38 protein-coding genes and 1 tRNA gene are annotated in these 21,772 nt (G+C 65.3%); 22 read left to right on the top strand and 17 right to left on the bottom strand.

The genetic code is table 11. From position 1 onward, the window contains the following. Positions 1-78 precede the first annotated feature (78 nt). The 3 genes from FHS79_RS12350 (at position 79) to FHS79_RS12360 (ending at position 2,083) form a co-directional block, all read left to right on the top strand. On the top strand, positions 79-411 hold the full coding sequence (locus FHS79_RS12350) for a phosphonate transporter (protein ID WP_184200424.1): 333 nt from the start codon (positions 79-81) through the stop codon (positions 409-411). Between the two features lie 103 nt (positions 412-514). Next, positions 515-1,759 (top strand): sensor domain-containing diguanylate cyclase, encoded by a 1,245-nt coding sequence (locus FHS79_RS12355; RefSeq protein ID WP_243452863.1) that lies wholly within the window; start codon positions 515-517, stop codon positions 1,757-1,759. Between the two features lie 248 nt (positions 1,760-2,007). After that, a tRNA-Ala gene (locus tag FHS79_RS12360) sits at positions 2,008-2,083 on the top strand. A gap of 27 nt (positions 2,084-2,110) precedes the next feature. Here the strand turns inward: FHS79_RS12360 and FHS79_RS12365 are convergent. After that, positions 2,111-3,394, bottom strand: a complete 1,284-nt coding sequence (locus tag FHS79_RS12365; RefSeq protein WP_184200430.1) for a phage integrase SAM-like domain-containing protein — start codon at positions 3,392-3,394, stop codon at positions 2,111-2,113. A 161-nt stretch (positions 3,395-3,555) separates the two neighbouring features. Here FHS79_RS12365 and FHS79_RS12370 point away from each other — a divergent pair, with 161 nt between their 5' ends. Beyond that, positions 3,556-3,729, top strand: coding sequence for a hypothetical protein (locus FHS79_RS12370; protein WP_184200432.1), 174 nt, complete (start codon positions 3,556-3,558; stop codon positions 3,727-3,729). A gap of 83 nt (positions 3,730-3,812) precedes the next feature. Here the strand turns inward: FHS79_RS12370 and FHS79_RS12375 are convergent, their stop codons facing one another. The 15 genes from FHS79_RS12375 to FHS79_RS12445 all read right to left on the bottom strand — a co-directional run bounded on the left by FHS79_RS12375 (position 3,813) and on the right by FHS79_RS12445 (position 9,441). Further along, positions 3,813-4,268 carry a hypothetical protein gene (locus FHS79_RS12375; protein WP_184200435.1) on the bottom strand — a complete coding sequence of 152 codons (456 nt, stop codon included), beginning with the start codon at positions 4,266-4,268 and terminating at the stop codon, positions 3,813-3,815. Continuing rightward, positions 4,253-4,561: a DUF6948 domain-containing protein gene (locus tag FHS79_RS12380; protein ID WP_184200438.1), complete on the bottom strand. Its 309-nt coding sequence runs from the start codon at positions 4,559-4,561 to the stop codon at positions 4,253-4,255. The genes FHS79_RS12375 and FHS79_RS12380 overlap by 16 nt, the downstream gene beginning before the upstream one ends. Beyond that, positions 4,533-4,862 (bottom strand): hypothetical protein, encoded by a 330-nt coding sequence (locus FHS79_RS12385; RefSeq protein ID WP_184200441.1) that lies wholly within the window; start codon positions 4,860-4,862, stop codon positions 4,533-4,535. Before FHS79_RS12385 ends, FHS79_RS12380 begins: the two co-directional genes overlap by 29 nt. After that, the gene (locus tag FHS79_RS12390; RefSeq protein ID WP_184200444.1) at positions 4,859-5,107 is read right to left on the bottom strand and encodes a hypothetical protein; all 249 of its coding nucleotides are present in this window, start codon (positions 5,105-5,107) and stop codon (positions 4,859-4,861) included. Before FHS79_RS12390 ends, FHS79_RS12385 begins: the two co-directional genes overlap by 4 nt. Beyond that, a complete protein-coding gene (locus tag FHS79_RS12395; protein ID WP_184200446.1) occupies positions 5,104-5,376 on the bottom strand; it encodes a hypothetical protein in 273 nt (90 codons plus the stop codon). Before FHS79_RS12395 ends, FHS79_RS12390 begins: the two co-directional genes overlap by 4 nt. After that, on the bottom strand, positions 5,373-5,858 hold the full coding sequence (locus tag FHS79_RS12400; protein WP_184200448.1) for an ASCH domain-containing protein: 486 nt from the start codon (positions 5,856-5,858) through the stop codon (positions 5,373-5,375). Before FHS79_RS12400 ends, FHS79_RS12395 begins: the two co-directional genes overlap by 4 nt. Next, positions 5,858-6,094, bottom strand: a complete 237-nt coding sequence (locus FHS79_RS12405; RefSeq protein WP_184200451.1) for a hypothetical protein — start codon at positions 6,092-6,094, stop codon at positions 5,858-5,860. Before FHS79_RS12405 ends, FHS79_RS12400 begins: the two co-directional genes overlap by 1 nt. After that, positions 6,091-6,339, bottom strand: a complete 249-nt coding sequence (locus FHS79_RS12410) for a hypothetical protein (RefSeq protein ID WP_184200454.1) — start codon at positions 6,337-6,339, stop codon at positions 6,091-6,093. Before FHS79_RS12410 ends, FHS79_RS12405 begins: the two co-directional genes overlap by 4 nt. After that, positions 6,323-6,640, bottom strand: coding sequence for a hypothetical protein (locus FHS79_RS12415; protein WP_184200458.1), 318 nt, complete (start codon positions 6,638-6,640; stop codon positions 6,323-6,325). The genes FHS79_RS12410 and FHS79_RS12415 overlap by 17 nt, the downstream gene beginning before the upstream one ends. Beyond that, positions 6,640-6,828: a hypothetical protein gene (locus tag FHS79_RS12420; protein ID WP_184200461.1), complete on the bottom strand. Its 189-nt coding sequence runs from the start codon at positions 6,826-6,828 to the stop codon at positions 6,640-6,642. The genes FHS79_RS12415 and FHS79_RS12420 overlap by 1 nt, the downstream gene beginning before the upstream one ends. Beyond that, entirely contained in the window at positions 6,828-7,073 is a 246-nt protein-coding gene (locus FHS79_RS12425) for a DUF2312 domain-containing protein (protein ID WP_184200464.1), read from the bottom strand. The genes FHS79_RS12420 and FHS79_RS12425 overlap by 1 nt, the downstream gene beginning before the upstream one ends. Further along, on the bottom strand, positions 7,073-7,459 hold the full coding sequence (locus FHS79_RS12430) for a hypothetical protein (protein WP_184200467.1): 387 nt from the start codon (positions 7,457-7,459) through the stop codon (positions 7,073-7,075). The genes FHS79_RS12425 and FHS79_RS12430 overlap by 1 nt, the downstream gene beginning before the upstream one ends. Continuing rightward, a complete protein-coding gene (locus tag FHS79_RS12435) occupies positions 7,456-8,193 on the bottom strand; it encodes a hypothetical protein (RefSeq protein WP_184200470.1) in 738 nt (245 codons plus the stop codon). Before FHS79_RS12435 ends, FHS79_RS12430 begins: the two co-directional genes overlap by 4 nt. 91 nt (positions 8,194-8,284) lie before the next feature. Beyond that, on the bottom strand, positions 8,285-8,608 hold the full coding sequence (locus FHS79_RS12440; protein ID WP_184200473.1) for a zinc ribbon domain-containing protein: 324 nt from the start codon (positions 8,606-8,608) through the stop codon (positions 8,285-8,287). Beyond that, positions 8,608-9,441: an XRE family transcriptional regulator gene (locus FHS79_RS12445; RefSeq protein ID WP_184200476.1), complete on the bottom strand. Its 834-nt coding sequence runs from the start codon at positions 9,439-9,441 to the stop codon at positions 8,608-8,610. The genes FHS79_RS12440 and FHS79_RS12445 overlap by 1 nt, the downstream gene beginning before the upstream one ends. Between FHS79_RS12445 and FHS79_RS12450 the strand changes: the two genes are divergently transcribed. Further along, the gene (locus tag FHS79_RS12450; RefSeq protein WP_184200478.1) at positions 9,434-9,664 is read left to right on the top strand and encodes a helix-turn-helix transcriptional regulator; all 231 of its coding nucleotides are present in this window, start codon (positions 9,434-9,436) and stop codon (positions 9,662-9,664) included. The two genes, FHS79_RS12445 and FHS79_RS12450, sit on opposite strands and share 8 nt — an antisense overlap. A gap of 1 nt (position 9,665) precedes the next feature. Continuing rightward, on the top strand, positions 9,666-10,199 hold the full coding sequence (locus FHS79_RS12455; RefSeq protein ID WP_184200480.1) for a hypothetical protein: 534 nt from the start codon (positions 9,666-9,668) through the stop codon (positions 10,197-10,199). A gap of 129 nt (positions 10,200-10,328) precedes the next feature. Here FHS79_RS12455 and FHS79_RS12460 read toward each other — a convergent pair whose 3' ends face one another. Continuing rightward, positions 10,329-10,610 (bottom strand): hypothetical protein, encoded by a 282-nt coding sequence (locus tag FHS79_RS12460; protein ID WP_184200483.1) that lies wholly within the window; start codon positions 10,608-10,610, stop codon positions 10,329-10,331. 102 nt (positions 10,611-10,712) lie between these two features. Between FHS79_RS12460 and FHS79_RS12465 the strand changes: the two genes are divergently transcribed. The 16 genes from FHS79_RS12465 to FHS79_RS12540 all read left to right on the top strand — a co-directional run bounded on the left by FHS79_RS12465 (position 10,713) and on the right by FHS79_RS12540 (position 21,772). After that, positions 10,713-10,988 carry a hypothetical protein gene (locus FHS79_RS12465; protein WP_184200486.1) on the top strand — a complete coding sequence of 92 codons (276 nt, stop codon included), beginning with the start codon at positions 10,713-10,715 and terminating at the stop codon, positions 10,986-10,988. Further along, the gene (locus tag FHS79_RS12470) at positions 10,985-11,170 is read left to right on the top strand and encodes a hypothetical protein (RefSeq protein WP_184200489.1); all 186 of its coding nucleotides are present in this window, start codon (positions 10,985-10,987) and stop codon (positions 11,168-11,170) included. Before FHS79_RS12465 ends, FHS79_RS12470 begins: the two co-directional genes overlap by 4 nt. Continuing rightward, positions 11,167-12,351: a hypothetical protein gene (locus FHS79_RS19180; protein ID WP_184200492.1), complete on the top strand. Its 1,185-nt coding sequence runs from the start codon at positions 11,167-11,169 to the stop codon at positions 12,349-12,351. The genes FHS79_RS12470 and FHS79_RS19180 overlap by 4 nt, the downstream gene beginning before the upstream one ends. Beyond that, a complete protein-coding gene (locus FHS79_RS12480) occupies positions 12,344-12,568 on the top strand; it encodes a hypothetical protein (protein WP_207792340.1) in 225 nt (74 codons plus the stop codon). Before FHS79_RS19180 ends, FHS79_RS12480 begins: the two co-directional genes overlap by 8 nt. After that, on the top strand, positions 12,565-12,738 hold the full coding sequence (locus FHS79_RS12485; RefSeq protein WP_184200495.1) for a hypothetical protein: 174 nt from the start codon (positions 12,565-12,567) through the stop codon (positions 12,736-12,738). Before FHS79_RS12480 ends, FHS79_RS12485 begins: the two co-directional genes overlap by 4 nt. After that, positions 12,735-13,787 (top strand): right-handed parallel beta-helix repeat-containing protein, encoded by a 1,053-nt coding sequence (locus FHS79_RS12490; protein WP_184200497.1) that lies wholly within the window; start codon positions 12,735-12,737, stop codon positions 13,785-13,787. The genes FHS79_RS12485 and FHS79_RS12490 overlap by 4 nt, the downstream gene beginning before the upstream one ends. A 185-nt stretch (positions 13,788-13,972) precedes the next feature. Continuing rightward, positions 13,973-14,563: a hypothetical protein gene (locus FHS79_RS12495; protein ID WP_184200500.1), complete on the top strand. Its 591-nt coding sequence runs from the start codon at positions 13,973-13,975 to the stop codon at positions 14,561-14,563. Positions 14,564-14,689: 126 nt separating this feature from the next. Continuing rightward, positions 14,690-14,869 carry a hypothetical protein gene (locus FHS79_RS12500; RefSeq protein WP_184200503.1) on the top strand — a complete coding sequence of 60 codons (180 nt, stop codon included), beginning with the start codon at positions 14,690-14,692 and terminating at the stop codon, positions 14,867-14,869. Next, positions 14,853-15,077 (top strand): hypothetical protein, encoded by a 225-nt coding sequence (locus tag FHS79_RS12505; protein WP_184200505.1) that lies wholly within the window; start codon positions 14,853-14,855, stop codon positions 15,075-15,077. The genes FHS79_RS12500 and FHS79_RS12505 overlap by 17 nt, the downstream gene beginning before the upstream one ends. After that, the gene (locus FHS79_RS12510; protein ID WP_184200507.1) at positions 15,074-15,919 is read left to right on the top strand and encodes an HNH endonuclease; all 846 of its coding nucleotides are present in this window, start codon (positions 15,074-15,076) and stop codon (positions 15,917-15,919) included. Before FHS79_RS12505 ends, FHS79_RS12510 begins: the two co-directional genes overlap by 4 nt. Next, positions 15,916-16,323 (top strand): phage terminase small subunit P27 family, encoded by a 408-nt coding sequence (locus FHS79_RS12515; RefSeq protein ID WP_184200510.1) that lies wholly within the window; start codon positions 15,916-15,918, stop codon positions 16,321-16,323. The genes FHS79_RS12510 and FHS79_RS12515 overlap by 4 nt, the downstream gene beginning before the upstream one ends. Further along, positions 16,320-18,140: a terminase TerL endonuclease subunit gene (locus tag FHS79_RS12520; protein WP_184200513.1), complete on the top strand. Its 1,821-nt coding sequence runs from the start codon at positions 16,320-16,322 to the stop codon at positions 18,138-18,140. Before FHS79_RS12515 ends, FHS79_RS12520 begins: the two co-directional genes overlap by 4 nt. A gap of 10 nt (positions 18,141-18,150) precedes the next feature. Continuing rightward, on the top strand, positions 18,151-19,458 hold the full coding sequence (locus tag FHS79_RS12525) for a phage portal protein (protein WP_184200516.1): 1,308 nt from the start codon (positions 18,151-18,153) through the stop codon (positions 19,456-19,458). Next, entirely contained in the window at positions 19,442-20,200 is a 759-nt protein-coding gene (locus tag FHS79_RS12530; protein WP_184200520.1) for a head maturation protease, ClpP-related, read from the top strand. Before FHS79_RS12525 ends, FHS79_RS12530 begins: the two co-directional genes overlap by 17 nt. Positions 20,201-20,268: 68 nt before the next feature. Next, on the top strand, positions 20,269-21,489 hold the full coding sequence (locus tag FHS79_RS12535) for a phage major capsid protein (protein ID WP_184200523.1): 1,221 nt from the start codon (positions 20,269-20,271) through the stop codon (positions 21,487-21,489). 91 nt (positions 21,490-21,580) lie between these two features. After that, positions 21,581-21,772: a hypothetical protein gene (locus FHS79_RS12540; RefSeq protein WP_184200526.1), complete on the top strand. Its 192-nt coding sequence runs from the start codon at positions 21,581-21,583 to the stop codon at positions 21,770-21,772.

Here is a 21,772-nt window from a genome sequence, read left to right on the forward strand (position 1 = left end):
CTCAGGCTTCGTAAGCTGCTCAAGTTCCTCGCGATTCATGGATAGTGTGAATCATAGACGCGACCCCTTGGCAAGGGGGTGGGTAATTACATCGATGCCTTGCCCTATGGTGTCATCGGCCTTGGCCCGGATGGGACAGCCCAAACCTACAACGCCACCGAGTCTGCGTTGGCAGGATTGCCGAAGTCGAGAGTGTTGGGCGTTCATTTTTTCGACCACATCGCCCAGTGCATGAACAATTTCATGGTCGCGCAACGCTTCGAGGACGAGCCCGAACTCGATGCTACGATCGACTTCGTGCTGACGCTGCGCATGCGTCCGACGCCGGTGAAGTTGCGGCTGCTGCAGTCGCTTCCCATCACGCGGCACTATATCCTGGTGGAGCGGACTGTGTCGGCCGGCCGTGCTTGACCAATGCGAATCTGAACTCGGGGATGCACTGGAATTTCTGTACGCCTGTCCGGTCGGGCTGGTGAGAACGTCGTCGAATGGCGACATTCTGATGGTAAACCCGATGGCGATGAAGCTGTTGCTGCCGATTGCAGCAGGCGGCATCGTGACCAATCTGTTCGATGTGCTCTTCCGCTACTCGAACGAACTGCGCACCATTGTAGATCGTTTCACGCCCTCACAGGGCAATATGTGCGAGAACCATCGGATCTTTGTCCACGCTGCCGGCAAGAACGGCGTTGTCGATCCGCTCGTGCTGGCCTGCACGCTGGTCAAGCTCAATGATTGCCGAATGGTTGCGGCACTCTCCGATGTGTCGCAGCAAGTTGTTCAGGAGCGGCGTCTCAGGCAGGCCGAAACCTGGTTCGCGACACTGCTCGATAATGTGAATGACTTTGCAGTGATATCGCTCGACCGCCATGGCAATATCGATGGGGTCAACGCCGCTGCCGCGGTGCTGACCGGGTTCAGCCAAAACGCAATGATCGGCCAGTCGCTGGACGATTTTGATCCGCCCGAGCGTGGATCGGCGTCGTACACTGCGCTGGAGCAAATGGCGATCGCACAGCGTGATGGTTGGCATCTCGACGAGGGTTGGCGCCAACGCGATGACGGCCAGCGCTATTGGTGCCAGCGGCTGGTCGCTGCGCGCAGCGAAGACGTGGTTGCCAGTACGCGCGTGATTTCGGGATACACGGTTGTTCTTCGCGACGTCACCCGCGGCGAGTCGGACAGCACCAAGCTGAAGGAACTCTTGACCACCGATCATCTCACAGGCGCCTGCAATCGCGCGCATTTCTTCGATCTTGCCGAGCGACAGCGCCTGCGCCTCAGCCTCCAGGGCCAACCGCTGGCATTCGTCCTTATCGACATCGACCATTTCAAGGATATCAACGACCAGTACGGCCACGCTGGCGGCGATCTCGCCTTGCAGTCGGTGACGAACCTTTGCCGTACGTTGCTTCGCACGAACGATATCTTCGCGCGAATTGGCGGCGAGGAGTTCGTCGTCCTGTTGCCTGCAATCGATCTCGAGGCCGCAATAGCGACCGCCGAGCGATTGAGAATTGCCATCGCCGCCATGCCGCTGCATCTGGCCGACGACGTTGTTCATATCACCGCCAGTTTCGGCTGCGCCGTGCTGAGCAACAGCGCTGAAACACTGGGCGGTGTGCTTGAAGTCGCCGACCAGTGCCTTTACGCCGCCAAGCATGGCGGCCGAAATCGCGTTGAGCCCGCCAGCATATTTGTGGAATGTCCTGCACTCGAGGACAGCAATGGTGTCCAAATTCCGTTGGCAAAACTGTAACTGAACTTTGGCACTTGATGACCTGACGCCTTGCTTTGATCCAGCGGGGGTCAGAGCCAAGCGGAAGTTGATGCGCATCGGCGCGCTTGTCGATATGAAAGCGCCGACCGGCGAGGCGATCAGTCTTCGCCACTCGATCACATCCGGCGTCAGCCACGGCTTTGCCGCGGCGCTGCTGCTCGAGGCCAACCAAAAGCCCCGTTGCACCCCATCCCCAACCCCGCTAATGCAGCGCGTCCGGTGCGCGTGGGGCAGTAGCTCAGATGGGAGAGCGCAGCAATCGCACTGCTGAGGTCAGGGGTTCGATCCCCCTCTGCTCCACCACGCATTTTGCGTTGAAATCGTTGGGGTTCATTGGCCGGCTGCGGCGGGGCGTGGGGGCAAATGGATGATTTTGGGACCGAACTGGGACCGACGGTGAGAATTTGTCAGGGCGTCAATGTTGCTCCAGTAGGTTTCAACGGCTTCGATAAACTCACGGAGGTATTCGGGGCGGAGGTGAGTGTAGTTGGCGCCGCTGCCCTGCTCGGTGCTGTGGCCGCTGGCCTTGTCGATCTGGGCTTGCGGGACGCCCATGGTCTGCATGTAGGTATGGCAGGTGTGCCGGAAGGTGTTGGGCGTGCCGATGGCGCGCCACTGGGGTTCGGGATCCGGGATGCGTCCGTTCTGGCGCTTGGTAAAGACGCGGTGCAGCTGGTTGCCATCGGCATCGAGGAGAGGCTCGACCAGGCGGAGCGACGGGTGGGCCTTGGCGGCGGAGATGATGGTGGAGCTGAGCGCGTTACCGATATCGAACGTGGGGCGCTCGAAGAACTCGGCGACGGTTTCGACCTTCCAGCGCTTTTCGGCGATCGGCACGCGGTATTTGATCAGCTTGCCCTTTCGGCCTTCCAGCCAGGCATTGAGGCTGGGCGCGATGGGGACGGTGCTGCGGCGCTTGCGGGTCTGGCGATCCCCGGGAACGAGCCACTGGATGCGCTTGCCGTGGCGTTGGGTATCGAGATCGCATTCGAGAATGGCATTCGTGCGGGCGTGGGTGCTCAGGCTGGTGATGGCGAACAGATGGACGTGGTGGCGCTCGGGCATCGACCATGCCGCCTCGAGGATGGCGGCCACCTGCTCCGGGGACCATTCGAGCTGGCGGGGGCCGCTGCACTGTGATTCCGGCACGCCCTTGATGTAGGGCGCGCTGGTAATGAGCCCGCCCTTCCATGCCCAGTTGATACCGCCGCGGATGGTGGCGAGTTTGCGATTGATCGTCTCTCCGACGTTGCCCTGCTGGCGCAGCCAGTGGATGAACCTGTCAACAACCTTGGGCGTGATATCGGCGACGGTGACCAGCGCCGGCAGCGCGCCGGCGCGGCGCTGCTCGGCCATGAACAGTTCGAAATGCTGGACGGCGATCGCGTCTTTTTCCGGATAGCGCAGGCCGGCGCAATGCTCCGAAAGGTAGCTTGTCAGGATGGCAGAGAGACCAGCTTCGGCCGGGGCCTGTGCGGCTTCGGGTCGGGCGAAGGCGGCGTAATGTGCCGCGAGCGCCTGCTTTGCCTCGATCGGAGGGTCAACGCCCTCGCCTGCTCCAACGCCTGTGCTGACGCGGCGTCTTGTACCTGCTCGCGGGTCGTACCAGGCCACGACATATTGCTGCCGGTCTGGGCGCCATTCGAGGAAATAGGGATCGATCCGGTGGCGGCGGGCGGCGGCAGCGCGGGCGCTGTCTGTGACTGGGGTGGTAACGTGGTTTCGGGGGGGAACAAGGGCAAGTGTGGGCTGTCCGGGGTGGTGTTTGCGAGGCATTGGCGAGTGGTCTCCTCGGCGATCAGACGGCCGAACAGGGCTTGGACTTCGGGATGCTGCGCCAGGGCGCGGGCGTGGGCAAGATCAAGATGCAGCCGCACGCCTTTGACGGCGGCGGCGCGGGCGCGGGTGGTGATGTCATGGAAGGGGGTGGCGGTCATGCTTCGCCCTGAATTTGGAAAAATTTATAGGGGGCACCGAAGGCGGCGCGGGAAAAGGCGAAGCCGAATTTTCGCGCCGCTTGGGGAACGCTCAATCAGCCATAGCCATAGCCAGAGCCATCGCCATAGCCATAGCCAGAGCCATCGCCAGAGCCAGAGCCATAGCCATCGCGAGAGCCATCGCCAGAGCCATAGCCAGAGCCATCGCCAGAGCCAGAGCCATAGCCATCGCGAGAGCCATCGCCAGAGCCATAGCCAGAGCCATCGCCAGAGCCATCGCGAGAGCCAGAGCCATAGCCATCGCCATAGCCAGAGCCATCGCGAGAGCCATCGCCAGAGCCATAGCCAGAGCCAGAGCCATCGCCAGAGCCATCGCGAGAGCCATAGCCAGAGCCATCGCCAGAGCCATAGCCAGAGCCCTCGCCATAGCCATAGCCATCGCCAGAGCCATCGCGAGAGCCAGAGCCATAGCCAGAGCCATCGCGAGAGCCATAGCCAGAGCCATAGCCATCGCCAGACATGGCCGTGCCCGTGGTTACATATTCGGCCATGTCGCGCTCTCGATGCTGGTGACGGCTTCGGGGGTGCAGTCGATGATTTCGACCGCTTCGGTCAGGGTGATCGAGACGGGTCCGGCAACGGTGCTGCGGGACACGTCCAGGCCAGAAGTCGCCAAGCCGCTGCAGGAATTGGCGCCATACCAGCGCCAGATGCGGCGGCTGCGGACGAGATCGACATCCTTGCCGTCGCGCCGGGCCAGATAGCCGAAATGCACGCCGGCCGAATAGGTGCGCACGATGACCGGCTTGAGGTCATCAGGGGTGGCTGTGGGTTTGTCTGTCATGCTCGTTCCTCGATCTTGCCAGCGTCTTGCCCGCCGCTGGCTTACGGGTAGTTATGGCTGCGGCTTGTTGCTCGTCGGCGCGGGCGCAGGCTTCGCGGAGATCGTTGGAGATCACCGCTTGCAGGAAATGGCCGGTGGGGATGCCCTTGACGATGTAGCGAACCAGGCCGCCGCGCAGGCGCTCGGGTATGGTGCTCATGTTGGCGGCGGCGAGCTGCTCGGCCCGGCCGCGCTGGGCGGGGTTGAGGGTCTCGAGTTTGAGCCAGTGCTCGGTGCAGAAGGCTTGGAGCCGGGCGCTCATCGTGTAGTTCCCACGCCGTCGCACTGGCTGCAGGTGAGATAGCCGAGGCCATCGTAGTAACCGCCTTCGCCCTCGCACTGCGGGCATGGCTGATTGGCGGGGACTGAGACGGGCGGCGGGCTGGCGATGGCCAGTTGCAGGATGCGGCCACGCCACTCGATCTCGATGTACCTGCCCTCCGCCTCGCCCGCGTCCGTGCAGAACGTAATGCCGCCGCGGCGGATGGTGGGAAGCCAGCGGCTCACTTTTCCGCCTCCGCCGCGTTGAGCGCGTGGATGATCATCGCGGCGGCTTGACGGGCGGTGAGCCGCCATTCGCCGCCAATGGCAGCCTGAGCCGATGCGCCGGACGCCAGAAACCCAGCGGTGTGCAGCAGCTCATGCGCGGCCAATGGCGTCCCAGAAGCGGTGCGGCTCTCCACCAGATCGAGCACGCTGTGCTCGCCCTCGGTGACGCACTGGCGAAGATCGGTGGCGGCGAAGTCGGCGGGGGTGATGACGTGGTGATCACTCATCCGGCCATCCTTTCGGCATCCGGCCAGGTCCACAGGCCCTGCGCTCCCTTCATCGAGAAGGGGTGCTCCCAGCGCTCGATGTCCTGCATAGGCCAGCCCCAATTCGAGTGCATGTCCCGGTCGCTATCGTTGGCCCGGTTCAAGCCGAACTCGGCGGAGATCTCCGTGCCAAGCCGGGCGACGCCGACGATGGCGGTGCCCAGACCGGCGGCAAGCGGCAACTCGGTGCCGTTCATCCAGTCGCGCAAAAGCGGCAGCGCCAGATCCGGCTTAAGGCAAGTGTGCGCGGCGAAGCGCCCGCCGGCCTCGAGTAGCCGCACGAGCTGGTGCACCTCGCGCGTGTCCACCTCGCGCGCAGCGGCGTGCACCACCAGGCGCTGCCCCACCAGCGAGGACGGCGGGCGCCATCCCCGGAACTCGAAGGGCTTGGCGCCGATGATGATGAGGCTCGCCCAGGGCTGGAAGATGGTGAGGGCTTTCATCAGACCTCGCCCATTTCGATGCAGTGGCCGAGCTCCTGGGCGGCGTCGATCAGCCGGGCCGAGGCTTCGATCAGCTTGGCGCGAACGGCATGCAGCGGCGCATCGTCGGCAACGGCGTTGGCTTGCCGGACGAGCACGGACGCATCCTCGATCTGGTCTTGCCACGTCTGGTGGTTCGACCATTCGCTCTGATGCTCTTCCAGATGCTGGACGATTTCGAGGATGGCGAAGCTCATTGCAGCCCCGCCGGCACGTCTTCGCGCAGGGTCTTTGCCTGCTGCCGCACCAGGTGCACGAAGGCATCCACCTTCGAGAGCGGCATGATGAGGATCTGCGTCAACTGCGGATCCCGAGTGTTCACCGCGATCGCCAGGGCGGGCTCGGGTCCGTTGCACTCCGGGGGCACGATGCCCACACCATAATCCAGCGACCAGCCACCCTTTCGCAGCGTCGCCATGCCGAACTTAACGCCTTCCAGCATAGGTGTTCTCCTCGATCGACGGCAGGCTGAGAGCGATGCCGTGTTTGCAGTAGAGCCGGCTGCGGCCCTTGCCGGTGATGGGGCGGATGGGCAGGCCCATCACATGCGGGGGGCGAGCCGGGTCGCGCTTCGGGAGCGGCAGGATCTCGGCGGCAGCGGCATCGGCGGCGGTGAGGTACACCGATTTCGGCACCAGCTTTCGCGCGCGGGCGCGGCTCACCGCGGCTTCCACATTGCGCACCAGCGCCTCGCGGGCCGGAGTGGGCGACAGCGCCAGCGGGCTTGGGAACGGACTGCTCATCAGGCCAGACCGCTGCCGGAGCGGACAATCAGCGCCACCATGAGCAGCGTGGCGCCGAAGCCGGCCCAACTGAGCCGGGCGCCCCAGCGGGTGGAGACGATGCCGCCAACGCTCAAGCCCACCGCCAACACGCCGGCGGCGAGCGGAGCGAACCAGAGCGGCGCCTGTGCAAGGGTGTGGGCGACCATCAGTCATCCAGCCCGAGGGCTGCCTTGTACGTTTCCAGCAGCGCCTCTGCCTCGGCACGGGCGTTGGCATCGAGCCGCCGCAGCCGGATGATGGTCTTCATCGTCTTCGTGTCGAAGCCGGTGCCCTTCGCCTCGGCGTACACATCCTTGATCTGGTCGGAGACGGCCTTCTTCTCTTCCTCGAGCGTTTCCACGCGCTCGATGAACTGGCGCAGCTGGGCAGCGCTCACATTTTTGGTGCTCATCAGTAAAACCCCAATCCGTTGGAAAGCAGGAACCAGGCTGCGATGACGCCAGCGAAGCCCAGCAGCAGCGCCGCGCGCAGCAGCCAGCGCTGGCGGCGTGCGGAGCGCGCACCCTCGCCGAGCGGCAGCGGGGTACCGGGCGGGGATGGCGGGCTGGGGATGCCGGCAGCGAGGCGCTGCTGTGCAGAGAGCTCGGGATGGTGGCGGCGGGGTGCGGTGGGCATCCCTGCCCCGCGCATCGCCAGCACATTGTTCGCGGGTGCTGGCGCGGCGACGTCCCGCGCCAGCGCGCAGCCGGTGCAACAGCCGAGCTGGCTCAGCCAGTCTTCCAGATCGATCGAGCGGCCGCACTCGTTGCAGGGGCGGTAGAGATAGGCGGCGATCATGCGACCAGCTCCAACAGGCCGGCGCGGAGATTGTGGAGCCGGGCGAGCAGCGCGCTGGCATCGGCGGTCTCGCGCTCGATCACGTCGACGGCGGCAGCGATGCGGCGGGCGCGATCGGTGGCGCGCAAGATCTGCGCAGGGATGGATGCGGGATGGATATGGGGAGGCGGCGGCACCCTTCCTGCCGCAGCCTCCCCGGCCGTCGCCTCGCCCTGCACATCAGCCGGTTCCGGGCGATGCAGGGCGGCAGCGACAGTGGGAGGCAGCGGGTCGCGTGCTGCCTCCGGTCCCGACGCCGGGGGGCTGGCGTCGGAATGGCGGGAATGTTGTTCGGTGGCTGCCGCTGTCGGCAGCGCATCGTTTACGGCGAGATCGGGGTTCGGTTCCGCAGCGGGTTCGTCAGGGGTGTCGGCGTCGTCTGCTCCGGGGGGCGTGATCGGGCCCCAGTCGGCGGGCTCGCCAATCCACGCCACGGGCAGCGTGCAGCCGGTGGTGCCGTACATGCCTTCAAGGAGCTTGGGGCCGATCGGATTGTGGCCATTAAGCGTATTGCCTACGGTGCTGCGGCCGACCTCCAGCGCCTGGGCCGCATCGTCAAGCCGGGCTGAAATCGTGTCACCCTCGCAATGGCCGAGGATCCGCAGCAGATCGGCAATCACCTGATCCTTGGTGGTGCCGCGTTCGTTAAGCCGCTGCTGTTCGCCGGTGAGCTGCTGGACTGGCGTGCTGGCCATCGGACCATCCCCCTGCCCCGTCCTGCATCGCCCCGAATTGGGCGACGCGGCAAGGCGTGGGAATGTTTATGCGCTACGCGAATATGCGACGTCAAGAAGGAATATTCGCCTGACGTATTTTATTGCCGCGCATGTCGAGGCCCGTCGTGATCTCGGCGCGGCAGTTCGGACAAACCGAAGCGCGAGGGTCGATGAGCGAGAAACAAGCAGGGCATTCGACAGCATCCCCCTTGCGAAGCGCCTTGGCCTTTTCGCGCTCGGGGTCCGGGGATATGACCACAGCAACAACTAGGCCGACGATGGGGATAAGCAGGATCAGGATGATAAGCCCGCAGGAGGTGCGGCCTTTCGCCAACATGATTGTCAACCCCAGCGCCGCCAGCAGTATCCATCCCAAAAACAATATTCCGGCCATCAAACCCCCAATAATTCCGCCAGCCTCACCACCCTGTGTACTGCATGCACCATCGCCACCGGTACCCGAAAGCGCAAGGGTGGATTGTACTGCTCAAGCTCCACGAATTGCGAAGTGCGCCGGCAGAGGCGCTTGACCATCGCAGTCACGACGCGCTGCTCATCGCCCTCCTCGCCGCAAAGCTGCACTACCACATCATCACCAGCAGAAGGTGGACGGCGGGTGTCGACATAGATCAGGTCGCCCTGGTCAAGTCGCGGGCTCATCGATGCACCCTGAACGTAGAGAGCATAGGCGCCCGGGTTCGCGCGCAGTCCGTGTGGCCGCTTCACATAGTCGATGGCGTCGCACAGCCCCAGCTCGAGCCGCTCGATCTGATGAACCCCGTTGCCATCCTGCGCCAGCTCGAGATCTGCACCCAGCACGGCGCCCAGTACCGGCAGATCGCGCGGCAGCTCGGCGCCAACCGGGGGCGGCTTATACGCGGTGAAGGGCGATGCCATTTGCGCTAGCTTGGCGGCCTCCGTATCTGGTGGCGGGCCAGTGTCCGTCAGCTCATCCAGCGGCACACCGAGCACCTCCGCCAGCTTGCGGAGTCGGGCGAGCGGCGGGCTGATGTTGCTGCTCTCGTATCGGGCGATCGTGCCCTGTTGGACATCGACAAGCTCGGCCAGCTCTTCCTGAGTGAGACCGGCGCGCTTGCGCGCGGCACGAAGAGAGGCAGCAGACATATCATTCTTTATCGCTTCCTCGGCGCACTTGCGCCATGACGCGGGCGGAATGACCACTTGCGGAATAATATGCGTCTGACGTATGTTGCTGTGCATGAGCATTCAACTCTCCGATCTCGTCCGAAGCTGGCGCAAGCGGCTGTCGCTGAAACAGGAGGACGCCGCGGCGCGGCTTGGCATTACGCAATCCTCCCTCAGCCGGATCGAAACCGGCCAGCAATTCCCTGACCGGGAGACAGCGCGGCTGTTTGTGGAGGCTGGCGCGCTCACCGCCGAGCAGCTCGGCCAAGCGATGGTTGCAACGCCCACCACTGAGGCAGCATAGCATGGGAGCGCGGGGTGCCGGGCGGTTTGCATCGCCGGATGATGGCGGGCACGGGGCCGAGGCGGCAGGGTCAATCGGCCTGGCCGTTTCACCCTCTGCTGTGCAGCGGCGGCTGGTCGAGGTGGTGCGCATGCACTGCAAGGTGCGCGGGCTCCACACCATCAAGGATCTGGCTGGGCTGGCCGGGGTGCCCATCAACCGGATGCGCAAGCTCGTCTCCGACAATCCCGACGATCAGCGCGCCCCATCGGCGGCGGAGCTGCTCAGCCTGTGCGCGGTGATGGGCCCGGCGGAGACGAGCCTCATACTGTCGCTGATCGGGATGAGTGCTGCGGACGAGGAAGATCTCGAGGTCGACCCGCTGGGCAAGATGGCGGCGGACCTGATGGGCGAAGTGGCGACGCTCGCCCGTGTTGCCAGCGACGGCAAGGTGAACCCGCACGAGGTCAACATGACCGAGGAAGCCACAGACGCGATCATCGAGAGCGCGCTCAAGTTCAAGGCCGCAGCGCGGCAAGCGAAGGGACGGGGATGAGCAGGAAACCAGAGACACCCGAGCAAGCGCTGACACCGGCGCAGGCGGATGCCGTTCGCAAGATTGCCGAGGAGGCCGTGTTGAGGGCGGCGCCCGCACTGTTGAACGCCGCCCGCGCAGACTTGAGGGCTAGCCTATCTGGCCGGAATCGAGCGCCGAAGTGATGACGGCCGCATCGTCTCTTTCCATTGTGGAATCGCTTTCCGCCCACCGGGCAGCTTGCGCGGCTATTTCGCGCTGCACGTCCTGGGCAAAGCCATTGCCCAGCCTCCGTTCGTGCACCTTGAGCGTTGCATCAGCAAAGGCGCGTGCGATCACTGCATCTTCGATCGGCATGTACTCCGGGCCTGTCCGGTTTGCGGCGACGAGCGTGGCGATCTCGGCATCTATATCGGGGTTCTGTCCGGTCATGGTTTCAGCCTTTCGTGTGTGTGTTGGAGCTCGCACGATGGTGGAGGCGGGGGGGTGTTGCAATCCCTCCGCCGAAACCGCCGGCGCCGGCGAGGCGATAGCATGAAGGCCCGCATTCTCGGCACCACGCAGCATCGGCTGCTGGACATGCTCACTTGCGCGGCTGACGCCGGTGCGCCGTGCCCGAGCAATGCCCGGCTGGCCGAGGAACTCGGTGTGAACAGCTTGAAGGACGTGACCGGCCCGATCAAGCGGCTGGAGGCGCGCGGGCTGATCAAGGTACAGCGCGGCAACCGCGCGCGGATCGTGGAGATTGTGAGCACCGGCAAGCGCACGGCGGAAGTGACGCTGCATCCGGCGCGGCGGGTGCCCGCGTGAGCGAAGAGGGGGCGGCACCGGTAGGGCGGTGGAAGGTGGAGCAGGAAGTGCGGACAGGGCTGGGCACGGTGCGCTGGCTCACGGTTGCCAGCGGCATCGCGTCCGAATCCATGGCCCACACCACCGCCGCACGAAAGCACCGCGCCACCGGCTGCAAGACACGGGCGGTGCGGGAGGGATGAGCAACCGGCTGCACAACCTGGCCAAGCATGTGACCAGCGCCGGGCATAGGCGGCTGCGGCCTTCCGAAAAGTCGGTGCTGCTCATCCTCGCCGATGATGCGCGCGATGCGCACGGCGGGCGATCGCGGCTGACGACGCGGCAGATCTGCACGATCAGCGGGCTTTCGCCTCGCGCGGTGGGGCTGGCCTATGCCACGCTCGCCCAAGCCGGCCTGATCACCCGCGAGGCGACCTGTGCCGGCGGCGCTTTCGACACGTTGGTGCACCCCAATGCGGCACCGGCAGAGTTTGCAGGGGTGGCAAAAACAGTCGTTGCCACCCCCTCGCAAAATACTCGACCCCTGGCAAAAAGTGCCACCCCCCTGGCAAAGATTGCGACACCCCTCGCAAACAGTGCCACCCCCCTTATAGATATAAGGAATCTACCAATAGACCACACACCAAAGGCGCGTGTGTGTGAGCATTGCAGGCAGGCGTTGCCGGAAGATCATCCGGGGCCGGTGCCGGTGGTGCCGGCGGTGGTGGCGGAGCCCGCTGTCCAACCCTCAGCACAGCCCCATAACCGGGCACAGCCCGATGCGGTGGCGCAGGTGTTCGATGCGTGGGACCGGATGGCGGTTGTGGCGGGGCTGCCGGGGCCGGTGGCGCGCGATGTGCCGCGAGAGGCGGCCATCCACCAGGCGCTGCAACGCGAGCCGCTGTGGAGGCTGCTGCAATCGATCCGCAAGGTGGGCGAGAGCGATTGGCTGACGAAGCGGAAGAACCGCCAACAGGGCGATTTCATGGCGTCGTTCGATTATGTGTTTGGGGTTGGCCGCTGGCGAAACTACCGCGTGCTCACCCGGCTGCTCGAAGGCGAGTTCAACGGCGGGTCGGGCGTGCCGCTGGTGGCGCCGGCCGCGCCGCCCGTTGCTGGTGGGCCCGTTGCTGGTGGGCCCGGTGCTGGGAGGGAGAGCCGAACGGCGGCGCGGGCGCGCCAGGAGCTGCTGCGGATGATCGGGGAGCGCTCCTTCCAGGCGTGGTTCGGCGACGCGCGCTTCGTGGAGATTGAGGACGGGGTGACCGCCCGGCTGCCCGGCCCGTTCAATGTGGATTTTGTACGCGGCAACTACGCCCGCCAGCTCGCCGCCGCCGGCGTGACCGAGGTTGAGGTTTTGAAGAGGGAGATGGTTGATGGCTGAAGTTTCGAGCACGTCCGACGAGCGGACGGTGAACAATGCGATGCGCCACGGCTACCGGGTGCTGAGCGATGCAGAGAAGCAGCAGATGCAGGCGCTGAAGGATACCGGCCTAGCCTTCTGGCAGCCGCGAGCTGTCGATCGCCAAGACGAAGATCGAGGAAGCGCTGATGTGGGGCGTAAAGCACATCACGGCTTGAGCGGGAAGGATCATCGATGAGCAGTTTCGTTCGAACCATCCAGCGCACGGTCAAGCGCAAGTCCAAGGGCACAGGCGGCCCGGTCCACTATCTGGGGCGGGGCAGCAAGCTCGGTGTGCTAAACCCCAAGGCGATGGATCTGCTGGCTAGGCAGGCGCGGGAGAAGCTCCGGGAGGCGCGGAACCAATGAAGTTCACACTCCGCCTTGCCGATGGCCGGGAGATCGCAGCGAGCATCTCCGAGATTGCATCGCTGACGATCGATCAGCCGGCGGCGCTGCCTGCGCCAACGCCAGCGCCCGAACCTGTGCCTGCGCCCGCTCCAGTCGCGCCCGGGCTCACTGCTGCCGAGTTTCTGCCGGCACTGCTCGCCTGCAAGGGCGGGGAGGAGCTGACGGTGCGGCCGGGTGAGGTCATCCCCGGCTACACGGTGCGCGATCGGATATGGAAAGAGCCTGTCACCATAATCGGCCGCGGCGCGGCCTTCGAGCGCCCGCATTACTGGGGGTGCGAGGGCATCCGCCACATCGGTGGCACATTCTTCAGTCCGGCCGAGCATGAGGGCGTGGGCGGCGGCGGCTATGCGCTTTGGCTTCGGGACTGCCGGAATACCCATGTGGTCGGAGCTCTTGTCATCGATGCGGTCAAAGGGCTGATCATCGGCTCCTGCGAGGATGTGGAGATCGAGGGTTGCCTCTTCTACAATATCAGGTCGGACGGAATTAACCTGGGCAGCGTCCGGCGCGTGCGTGTTGCCCACAACCGCTTCCGGGACTTCGCGCCCCTGCCGACGACCTGCGCGCTGAAGAACGGCACGGTTCTCGATGGCCTCAGCCGCGCCACGTGCGTGGCGCAGGGCGGCACCTGGCGCGACGGGGACCATGCGGACGCCATCCAGATGTTCGGCACCCATGTCGAAGATGTGCTGATCGAGGACAACGAAATCGAGGGCAACATGCAATCGATCACGTATTTCAACGGCGCGCATCCCAAGGTGCGCGGCCAGCGCATCCGCATCAGGAACAACCGTGTCCGCTCGCCGCGCGGCTGGGGCATCAGCCTGCAGAATTGCGACGATTGCGAGGTAACCGGCAACGATGTAGGCCGGACGGCGGGCGGGATGGCGAAGGTGCAGATCAACGTGAGCGGATCGACCGGCCGATTTGGCAGCAATGTCAATCCGGATGCGCCGTCAGGGCATGTAACCACCACGCCTTTGCTCGAGGATTCCCGCCCATGAACGACGACACCGAAGGCGCAGGGGGAGGCGATACATCGGGAACACATGCGGGTTGCGATTCCAGCGGTTTGCAGCGATAAGACGGTTCGGTTTTCTTGAGTGCGGCGGGAGATTGAATGGGGACTAGGCGGCGACGGCGCGCCCGATTCGACACCTGCGCCGACGTGCCTTCACCGCAAACCGACATGCAGCGCGATGCTGCCCGGCTGCGCAAGCGCGATGCGCGGCTCAAGCTGGTGGAGGATCTAGGCACGCCGCCGGCCGAGCAGCTGTCGCGCGGTAGCTACACCACCACCCAGATCATCGACCCGGAAGACAATCGCCCGCGCTGGGTTAAGCGATCGATGCATACCCGCAACCTCGAGCGGTGGCTCTCGCGCGGTGCGATCGAGCCGGCGATGTACCGAGCCGGAGATCTCTACCGCAGCAGCTATGAGCGTGCCGGCATCGAGCGCTCGATGATCAGCCGTTACGGCCCGGGCGGCGGCAGCGTGTCCGATTCGCCGAGCTATGCCGGCACCCTGCCCTCAAACCACCAGCAGATGGCAGCGCGCGAGCATTGGCGCGCGGCGCGTGCTGTCATCCAGGCGAACCTACTGCCGGGGTTCGAGGCGATGGTGCTGCACGACCAGTTTGCCAACGAACTCAACGCCGATCATGGGCGAACCGGGCTCTGGACGCTGCGCACATCTATACCAATCGTCTGCGCCTGCCTGGAGACGCTGATGCTGCACTACCAGATATCGGTTGACACGACTGTACAATGTAAAGTTTAGTTTATGCAGTGAGTGAAGTTGCGCCTTTAAACGGCGCTGCTCCACCCTCCCGGCCCCGGCCCGCCAGCGCTTGAAACGCTCGCAGGTGCGGGGCCGTCCCATTTCTAGTGGCAAGCGAGGTGCAGCATGGCGACAGCCGCAGTAGCACCGCGCCGCACCTATGCCCAGCGCGCAAATGAGGTTGCCGATCTGATCAACAAGATCTGCCTGCTCCGTAGCGATGCGGACCGCTGGCACGAAACCCGCGATGCCGCCGCCCGTGCGGCGCGCAAGCTTGCCCTGGCGCTCGATGCCGATGGCCTCTGATCGCACTGCCCCGGAACCGGGGATGCACCCGCTGATGCGCGCTACGCTGGTCGAACTTTATGGCGAGGCCGGCGTGCGGACGCTGGAAGCCTCGCGGCCGCAAGATGCCGCCGAGCTGGAGCGCGAGCGCGACGAGATCGAGGCCGAGCGCTTCCGCATCGAATGCGAGCGCGATGCCGCCGCGGCTGCCGGGGAGATCGACGCATGAGCGGCCCCTCCGATCATCCCGCCGCGGCCTATCCGTTGTGGCTGCCGATGCCGGCGGTGCCGGTGCGGGTGATCGTGGGCCCGCCGGGGAATGGTGCGGCGCTGTTCGTCGCCGGCCGGATGCAGCCGGGCGAAGTGTCGATCGACGTGGCGGCGATCATCGCCGAGCTCAGCTCCGGCCAGGCAGCGACCGGCGGCGGGGACTGGATCATTCGTGCGCTCGAAGCGCGCAACGCCCGGCTGGCGGCGCTCGCGAAGCCGGAAGACATCACCGGCGCCTGGCTTATCGCCGGGGCGCCGAAGCAGTGGCAGCGGGATTTCTGGTCACGCACGCTCGGGGCAGAAATCATCGTGCTCGATCCGGGCAAGCAGGCGGCGATCGCCGGAGCGGCGGCCGAGAATGTCGCGGTGAAATACGTCCACCGCTGGTATGCCGAGGCACAGGACGCGATGGCGGGCATGATGATGCCGGCGGCGCGCACGACCCCACCGCCGCGCGAAACCCGGCCGATCGAGCCGCGCGAGTCATCGAGCAAGCGCGGCTATGGCAGCACCCACCGCGTGCTGCGCGACAAGCAGCTCGCGCGCGAGCCCTGGTGCCGCTTCTGCTGGGAGGAGCGCAAGCAGAAGGTGCCGGCCACGGTGCTCGACCATATTCTGCCGTTCAAGCGTCCGGACGATTCAACCGACTGGAAGCTGTGGGGCGACCCGAAGAACCATCGGTCGCTGTGCAAACCCTGCCATGATGCACGCGGCGCGCAGCGCGGCCGGGCGGAGAAGCCCGCCGGCGCCGCCACCAATGGCCGCCCGATGGACCCGGCGCACCCGTGGAACCGCAAGTGAGCGATGCAGCTGCCCGCCCCGACAATTGGCTTGCCGAGCCGGATTGGGACGGGATGCTGCCCGACACGATCGACAAGGCATCGGCACACAAGCACTGGCTGGAGATCGTGGGCGAGCTGCGGGCGCAGGCGAAGCTTGCCTCGGTCAACGGCCATGCCGTGAGCCGGCTGGTGATCGCCCGGGTGATGTATGAGCAGGCCGCGCGGCTGGTGATGCGCGAGGGGCTGACGATCACCCACAAGAACGGGGCCGTGAGCCAGCATCCGGCGCTGAGCATCCAGAACAAGCAGGCCGAGATCTGTGCCCAGCTCGAGGCCGAGCTCACCCTCTCCCCGCGCAAGCGCGCCACCGGCGGCAAGGTGGCGGGCAAGCGCAAGGACGAAGGCGGCGGCGTGAAGCTGTGAGGGACACTGTTTCGGAGCTGGCCGGCGCGATCATCGATGGCAAGCTGGTTGCGGGCGAGCTGGTGATCCACGCCGCCAAGCGCCACCTGAAAGACAAGTTCGAAGCGAGCGAGCGCAAGCTGATCTGGCGGCCGGAGGAGGCCGAGCGCGTCATCCAGGCATATCCGGCGAACTTCACCATCACCGATGGCCCGCGCGCCGGCGAGCCCTTCGAACTGCTGTGGTGGATGGCGTTCGTCACCGGCCAGATGTTCGGCTGGTTCACCACCGACAAGGAGGGCAACACCCGCTGGCGCTTCGATGAGGCCTATGTGGAGACCGGCAAAGGTCAGGGCAAATCGCCGTGGCTCGCCTCGACCGCGCTGCTGGTGATCGGCGGCTTCGGCCGGGCCCGGGCGCAGGCTATCATCACCGGGCCGAAGGAAGACCAGGCGATGATCACGATGGGGGATGCGGCGGCGATGATCCGCGCCACCATCCCCGGCGAAGACGATGGCGTAAGCCTCGAAAGCGAAGGCAAGTTCATCGTGCGGGGGCTGGGCAACAATGCCCACACCGTGGAGCATGCGGCATCCGGCGGCGTGTTCCGCACCGAAAGCGGCAAGAGCACCCAGATCTCCGGCCCGCGGCCCGATCTGGTGGAAGTGGACGAGGTGCACGAGCTTTCGAGCACCGGGCTTATCGACATGCACCAGGCGGCGCTGGCGAAGAACCCGCGCGGCGGCATGCTGCTCTGCTGCTCCAACACGCCGGCGCAAAGCCAGGGCATCGGCACTTTCTACTCCGAGCGGGCCCAGCGGGTGGCGAGCGGGCGGGACACGAACGAGAACCTGCTGGCCTTTGTGGCGCGGGTGGATGTGCGGGACCGGGAGACGGTGTTCGACAATGAGCAGGTGTGGCCTAAGCCGATGCCGGCGCTTGGCCTCACCTTCCCGATCGAGAATGTGCGGCGCGAGGTGGCCAAGGCGCGAACCAACCCGGCCGAGGCAAACCGGGTGAAGCGGTTGTTCTTCGGGATCCCGACCGGCGGGGCGGACACCTGGCTGAGCGACGAAAGTTTTTGGGAGCGGGCGCTGGCGCCGGTGGATGAGGCCGCACTGGTCAACTGCCCATGCTGGCTGAGCCTCGACCTTTCGGAGATGCACGATCTGACAGCGCTCACGGCGACGTGGCTGCTGCCCGAAGAGGGCACCACGCCCGAGCGGCTGGTGAGCAAGACCTGGTACTGGACGGTGAGCGCCAACATCGAGGCGCGGGCGAAGAAAGACCAGATGCCATATGATGTGTGGGCGGCGGCCGGACATCTCACGGCTCTGCCGGGCGCGTCGATCAACAAGGAGTTCGTCGCGGTCAAGGTGCAGCAGCTCTGCCAGGAGCAGAACGTCCAGTTTCTGGCGTTCGATGTGTACAAGATCAGCCAGTTCATCGAGGCGAGCGAGCGCATCGGCTTTGCGGTGTGGCGCTATCTGGGCGAGGACAAGAAGCCGATCGGCGGGGCGGCGACGCGGGGGCTGATGCTGGTGGGGCACGGCCAGGGCCTGCGGATTTCCTTTCAGGGGCGCGAGCTGAGCATGCCGGTAAGCTGCGAGGCGCTCGATGAGCGGCTGCGCAACGGCACGCTGCTGATCGACAACAACCCGATCAACACGGCGTGTTCGGCCAACGCGGTGCCGATCAGCGATGCCACCGGCAACTGGGCCTTCGACAAGGCCCGCTCCCGCGGCCGCATCGATGGCCTGATCACGATCACGATGGGCGTGGGTGCTGCGGCGATGAAGCTGCCGAAGCCCAAGCGCGCCGGCGTGATCCTGCTTTGAGGAGATGAGGATGGCCGAAACCGCTTCGCCTCCTGAAAAGCCGAACGCACTGCGATCGGCGCTGGACTGGCTGCTGGGCACCGGGCCGATCGCAACCGGCGGCGGGAGTGGCTTTCAGAACAGCCGCCCGCTCGGCGGCATCACGGCGGCGAGCGGCGAATATTATTCGATGTTCACCGGCACCAGCGGGGACGATGTGCCGGCGTTGTCGCTGACCAGCGCGTCGAGCGTGACGGCGGTTCATGCGTGCACCGCGCTCATTTCGGGGGCGATATCGTCGCTGCCGGTGAGCATCTACCAGCGCACGCCGCAGGGCGAGCAGGAGGAACTGTTCAACGAGGATCTGTGGTGGCTGCTGAACGAGCAGTTCAACCCGCGGTGGAGTGCCGCAAAGGGCTGGGAATATCTCGGCATGTCGATCCTGCTGCAGGGCGATGCCTTTGCCATCATCGAGCGGCGCGGCCCGCGCATCACCGGGCTGCGACCCATCCACCCGATCGCCGCCGAGGTGCGCCCCAGCAACGATGGCCGGCGGCTGGTGTATCGGTTCACCTTCGATTGGGCGGACGGCGCCGACATGCTCGGCTCCCGTATCTATGACCAGGACGATGTGCTGCACTTCCCGGGCATCGGCTTCGATGGCCTGCGCGGCATGTCTCCGCTGCGGTCGTTCCTCCGGATGGCTGGCGGGGTGGCGCAGGCGCTGCAAAACTACAATGGCAAGTTCTTCACGAACGGCGCGCGCCCCGATTACGTCATCACAGGCGACATGACCGAGGAGCAGATCACCCAATCGCGAGCCTCGATCGACGCCTATCACGGCGGGCTGGCCAATTCGCGGCGGCCGATGCTGCTTTCGGGCGGGCTGGAGGTGAAGACCATTTCGCTGCCGCTCGAGGATGTGCAGCTGCTGGGGCTGCGACAGTTTGCGGTGGAGGAGATCGCCCGGGCTTATCTCGTACCGCCGTTCATGATCGGCCACACCCAGAACACCACCAGCTGGGGTAGCGGCGTGGAGGCGATGGGCGTGGGCTTCGTGCGGTACACGCTGCGCAACTATCTGAGCGCCATCGAAAACGAGCTCAACCGCAAGCTCTATCGTGGCGGCAACAAGTTTCTGGCGTTCGATACCAGCGAGCTCGAGCGCGCGGACCTGAAGAGCCTGTTTGAAGCCTTGCGCACGGCGATGGGCCGGGCGGGGGAGGCGGGCTTCATGACACCGGACGAGGTGCGCCGGGTGCTCAAACTGCGGAAGGTGCCGGGCGGGGATGCCCTGGCCACCGGCGAAAAGGAAATGACCGATGCACAAGCTGCTTGATCTGCTGAAGGCCAACAAGGGGCGCGGCGCTCCGCTGGCGATGGAGCGCAAGGGCAATGATGTGACGATCGAGGTTTACGACGCCATCGTCACCAACGATTCCGATGTCGAATGGTATGGCGGCGGCTGCTCGGCGCAGAGCTTCGGGCGCAACCTTCGTTCGCTCTCCGCCGATGACCGGCTTTCGATCCGGGTCAACAGCCCCGGCGGCGATGTGTTCGGCGGCGTGGCGATGGCACAGGCGATGCGGGAATGTGCCGCTTCGATCACGCTGCACATCGATGGCTATGCCGCGTCCGCTGCTTCCTTTCTGGTGGCGGCCGCTTCGGACAGTGTGATTGCACCTGGCGGGATGGTGATGATCCACAAAGCCTGGACGCTAGGCTTCGGCAATTCCGATGACTTCATGCGCACCGCCGCACTGCTGGAGAAGATCGATACCGAGATCGCCGGCGGCTACATGGCGCGCGCCGGCGGGGACGTGGAAGACTGGCTGGCGCTGATGGCGCTGGAAACATGGTTCACCGGCGAGGAGGCCGTTGCGGCCGGGCTGGTGAGCCGCGTGGCCGAGCGGCCAGCCGCTGCCGCACAGACGATCTTCGACATGAGCGTTTATGCCAACGCCCCGCCGGTTGTGGCGGCGGTGGAACCCGAGCCCCAGCCGGAGCAGGAAGCCCCGGGTGTGGCCGATATCGAGCGGAGGCGGCGTCTGGCGCGCGCCTTCGCACCCCGAGCTGCCTGAGCGCGCTGCGCACTGGTGGAAACCCCGGCCCGCCAATCGGCGGGCTTTTTCATGGAAGGAAAGACGGAATGAGCATCCAGGCTCTCCGCGAGCAGCGCGACGCCAAGGCGAAGGCGCTGAAGGAACTCGCGAACAAGGCGGATTACAACCCCGCAAACGACAACACCGTTTTCGATGCGATGGTCGATGAAATCAACGCGCTCGAAGGCCAGATCGATCGCATCACCAAGGCGAACGAGATCGCCTTCGAGAATGAAGAGATCGAGGGCGTGAAGGCCGGGCTCGAGAAGCTGTCGCGCGACCGTGGCAAGGATTCGCCCGAGCTCTCGGCATTCGTGGCGTTCATCAAGGCCGGCGACAAGGGCCTCGACGGTGATCAGGTCAAGCGCTTCCGCGCCGACCTCGGTGTCGGCACCAACGGCGCCGGCGGCTTCACGGTGCAGACCGATGTATCGACGCGGCTGCTCGATGCCCTCGCCTATTATGGCGGGATGCGCGAGACGGCGACGATCCTTCGCACCGAAGGCGGCAATCCGCTGCTGATTCCGGCGAGCGATGGCACCGCCGAGGAAGGTGTGATCGTGGATGAAAACACGACCGCCACCGATCTCGACCCGACCTTCACCCAGATCCCGCTGCCGGTGTACAAATACTCCAGCCGCGTGATCCCGCTCAGCATCGAACTGCTGATGGACAGCCAGATCGATGTGGTGAGCTTCATCGAGACGCGGCTCATGCAGCGGATCGGCCGCATCCAGAACCGTCACTTCACGGTGGGCACCGGCACTGCGCAGCCGCGCGGCATCGTCACCGCCGCAACCGTGGGCAAAGCCGGCATCACCGGCCAGACCCTCACGGTGACCTATGACGATCTGGTTGACCTCGAGCATTCGGTTGATGTCGCCTATCGCGGCCGCCCCGATTGCGGCTGGATGATGCACGACTTGGCGCTGCGCCAGATCCGCAAGGTGAAGGACACCACCGGCATGCCGATCTTCGCCCGCGGCGTTGCCAACGGCCCGCCCACCGATGCGATGGACTTCGTTCTCGGTCGCCGGGTGACGGTGAACAATCACATGCCGGTGATGGCTGCCAATGCCAAGTCGATCATCTTCGGCGCCCTGGCGGAGTACATGATCCGCGACGTGATGGGCGTGCTGCTGCAGCGCTACGACGACAGCGCATATGCCAAGAAGGGTCAGGTGGGTTTCAACGCCTGGTCGCGCGCTGGCGGCAACCTGATCGACAATGGCGGGGCGGTGAAGGCCTATCAGAACTCGGCCACCTGAGCCGGGCTGTCGCCCACCACTGAAAGCCACGGGCAGCGCGAAACCGCTGCCCGTGCTTTTTCAGGCCCCGTAGTTTCAGGAAGGACAGACCATGGCCAAGCAACCGACTGCAAAGCCCGCCGCCGATCTGATCGAGGCCCGGGTGCTCGTCGCTGGCTACGGCTGGGACGTTGGCGAGCTCGCGCTGCTCACCCCATCCGAAGCGGCCAGCCTTGAAGGCTGTGTAGACCATCACCCCGCCGCCGTGGCCTTTGCCAAGGCGCAGCTTGCCCAGGAGGGCTGA

This window comes from Polymorphobacter multimanifer, assembly GCF_014205635.1.
Lineage (GTDB): Bacteria > Pseudomonadota > Alphaproteobacteria > Sphingomonadales > Sphingomonadaceae > Sandarakinorhabdus > Sandarakinorhabdus multimanifer.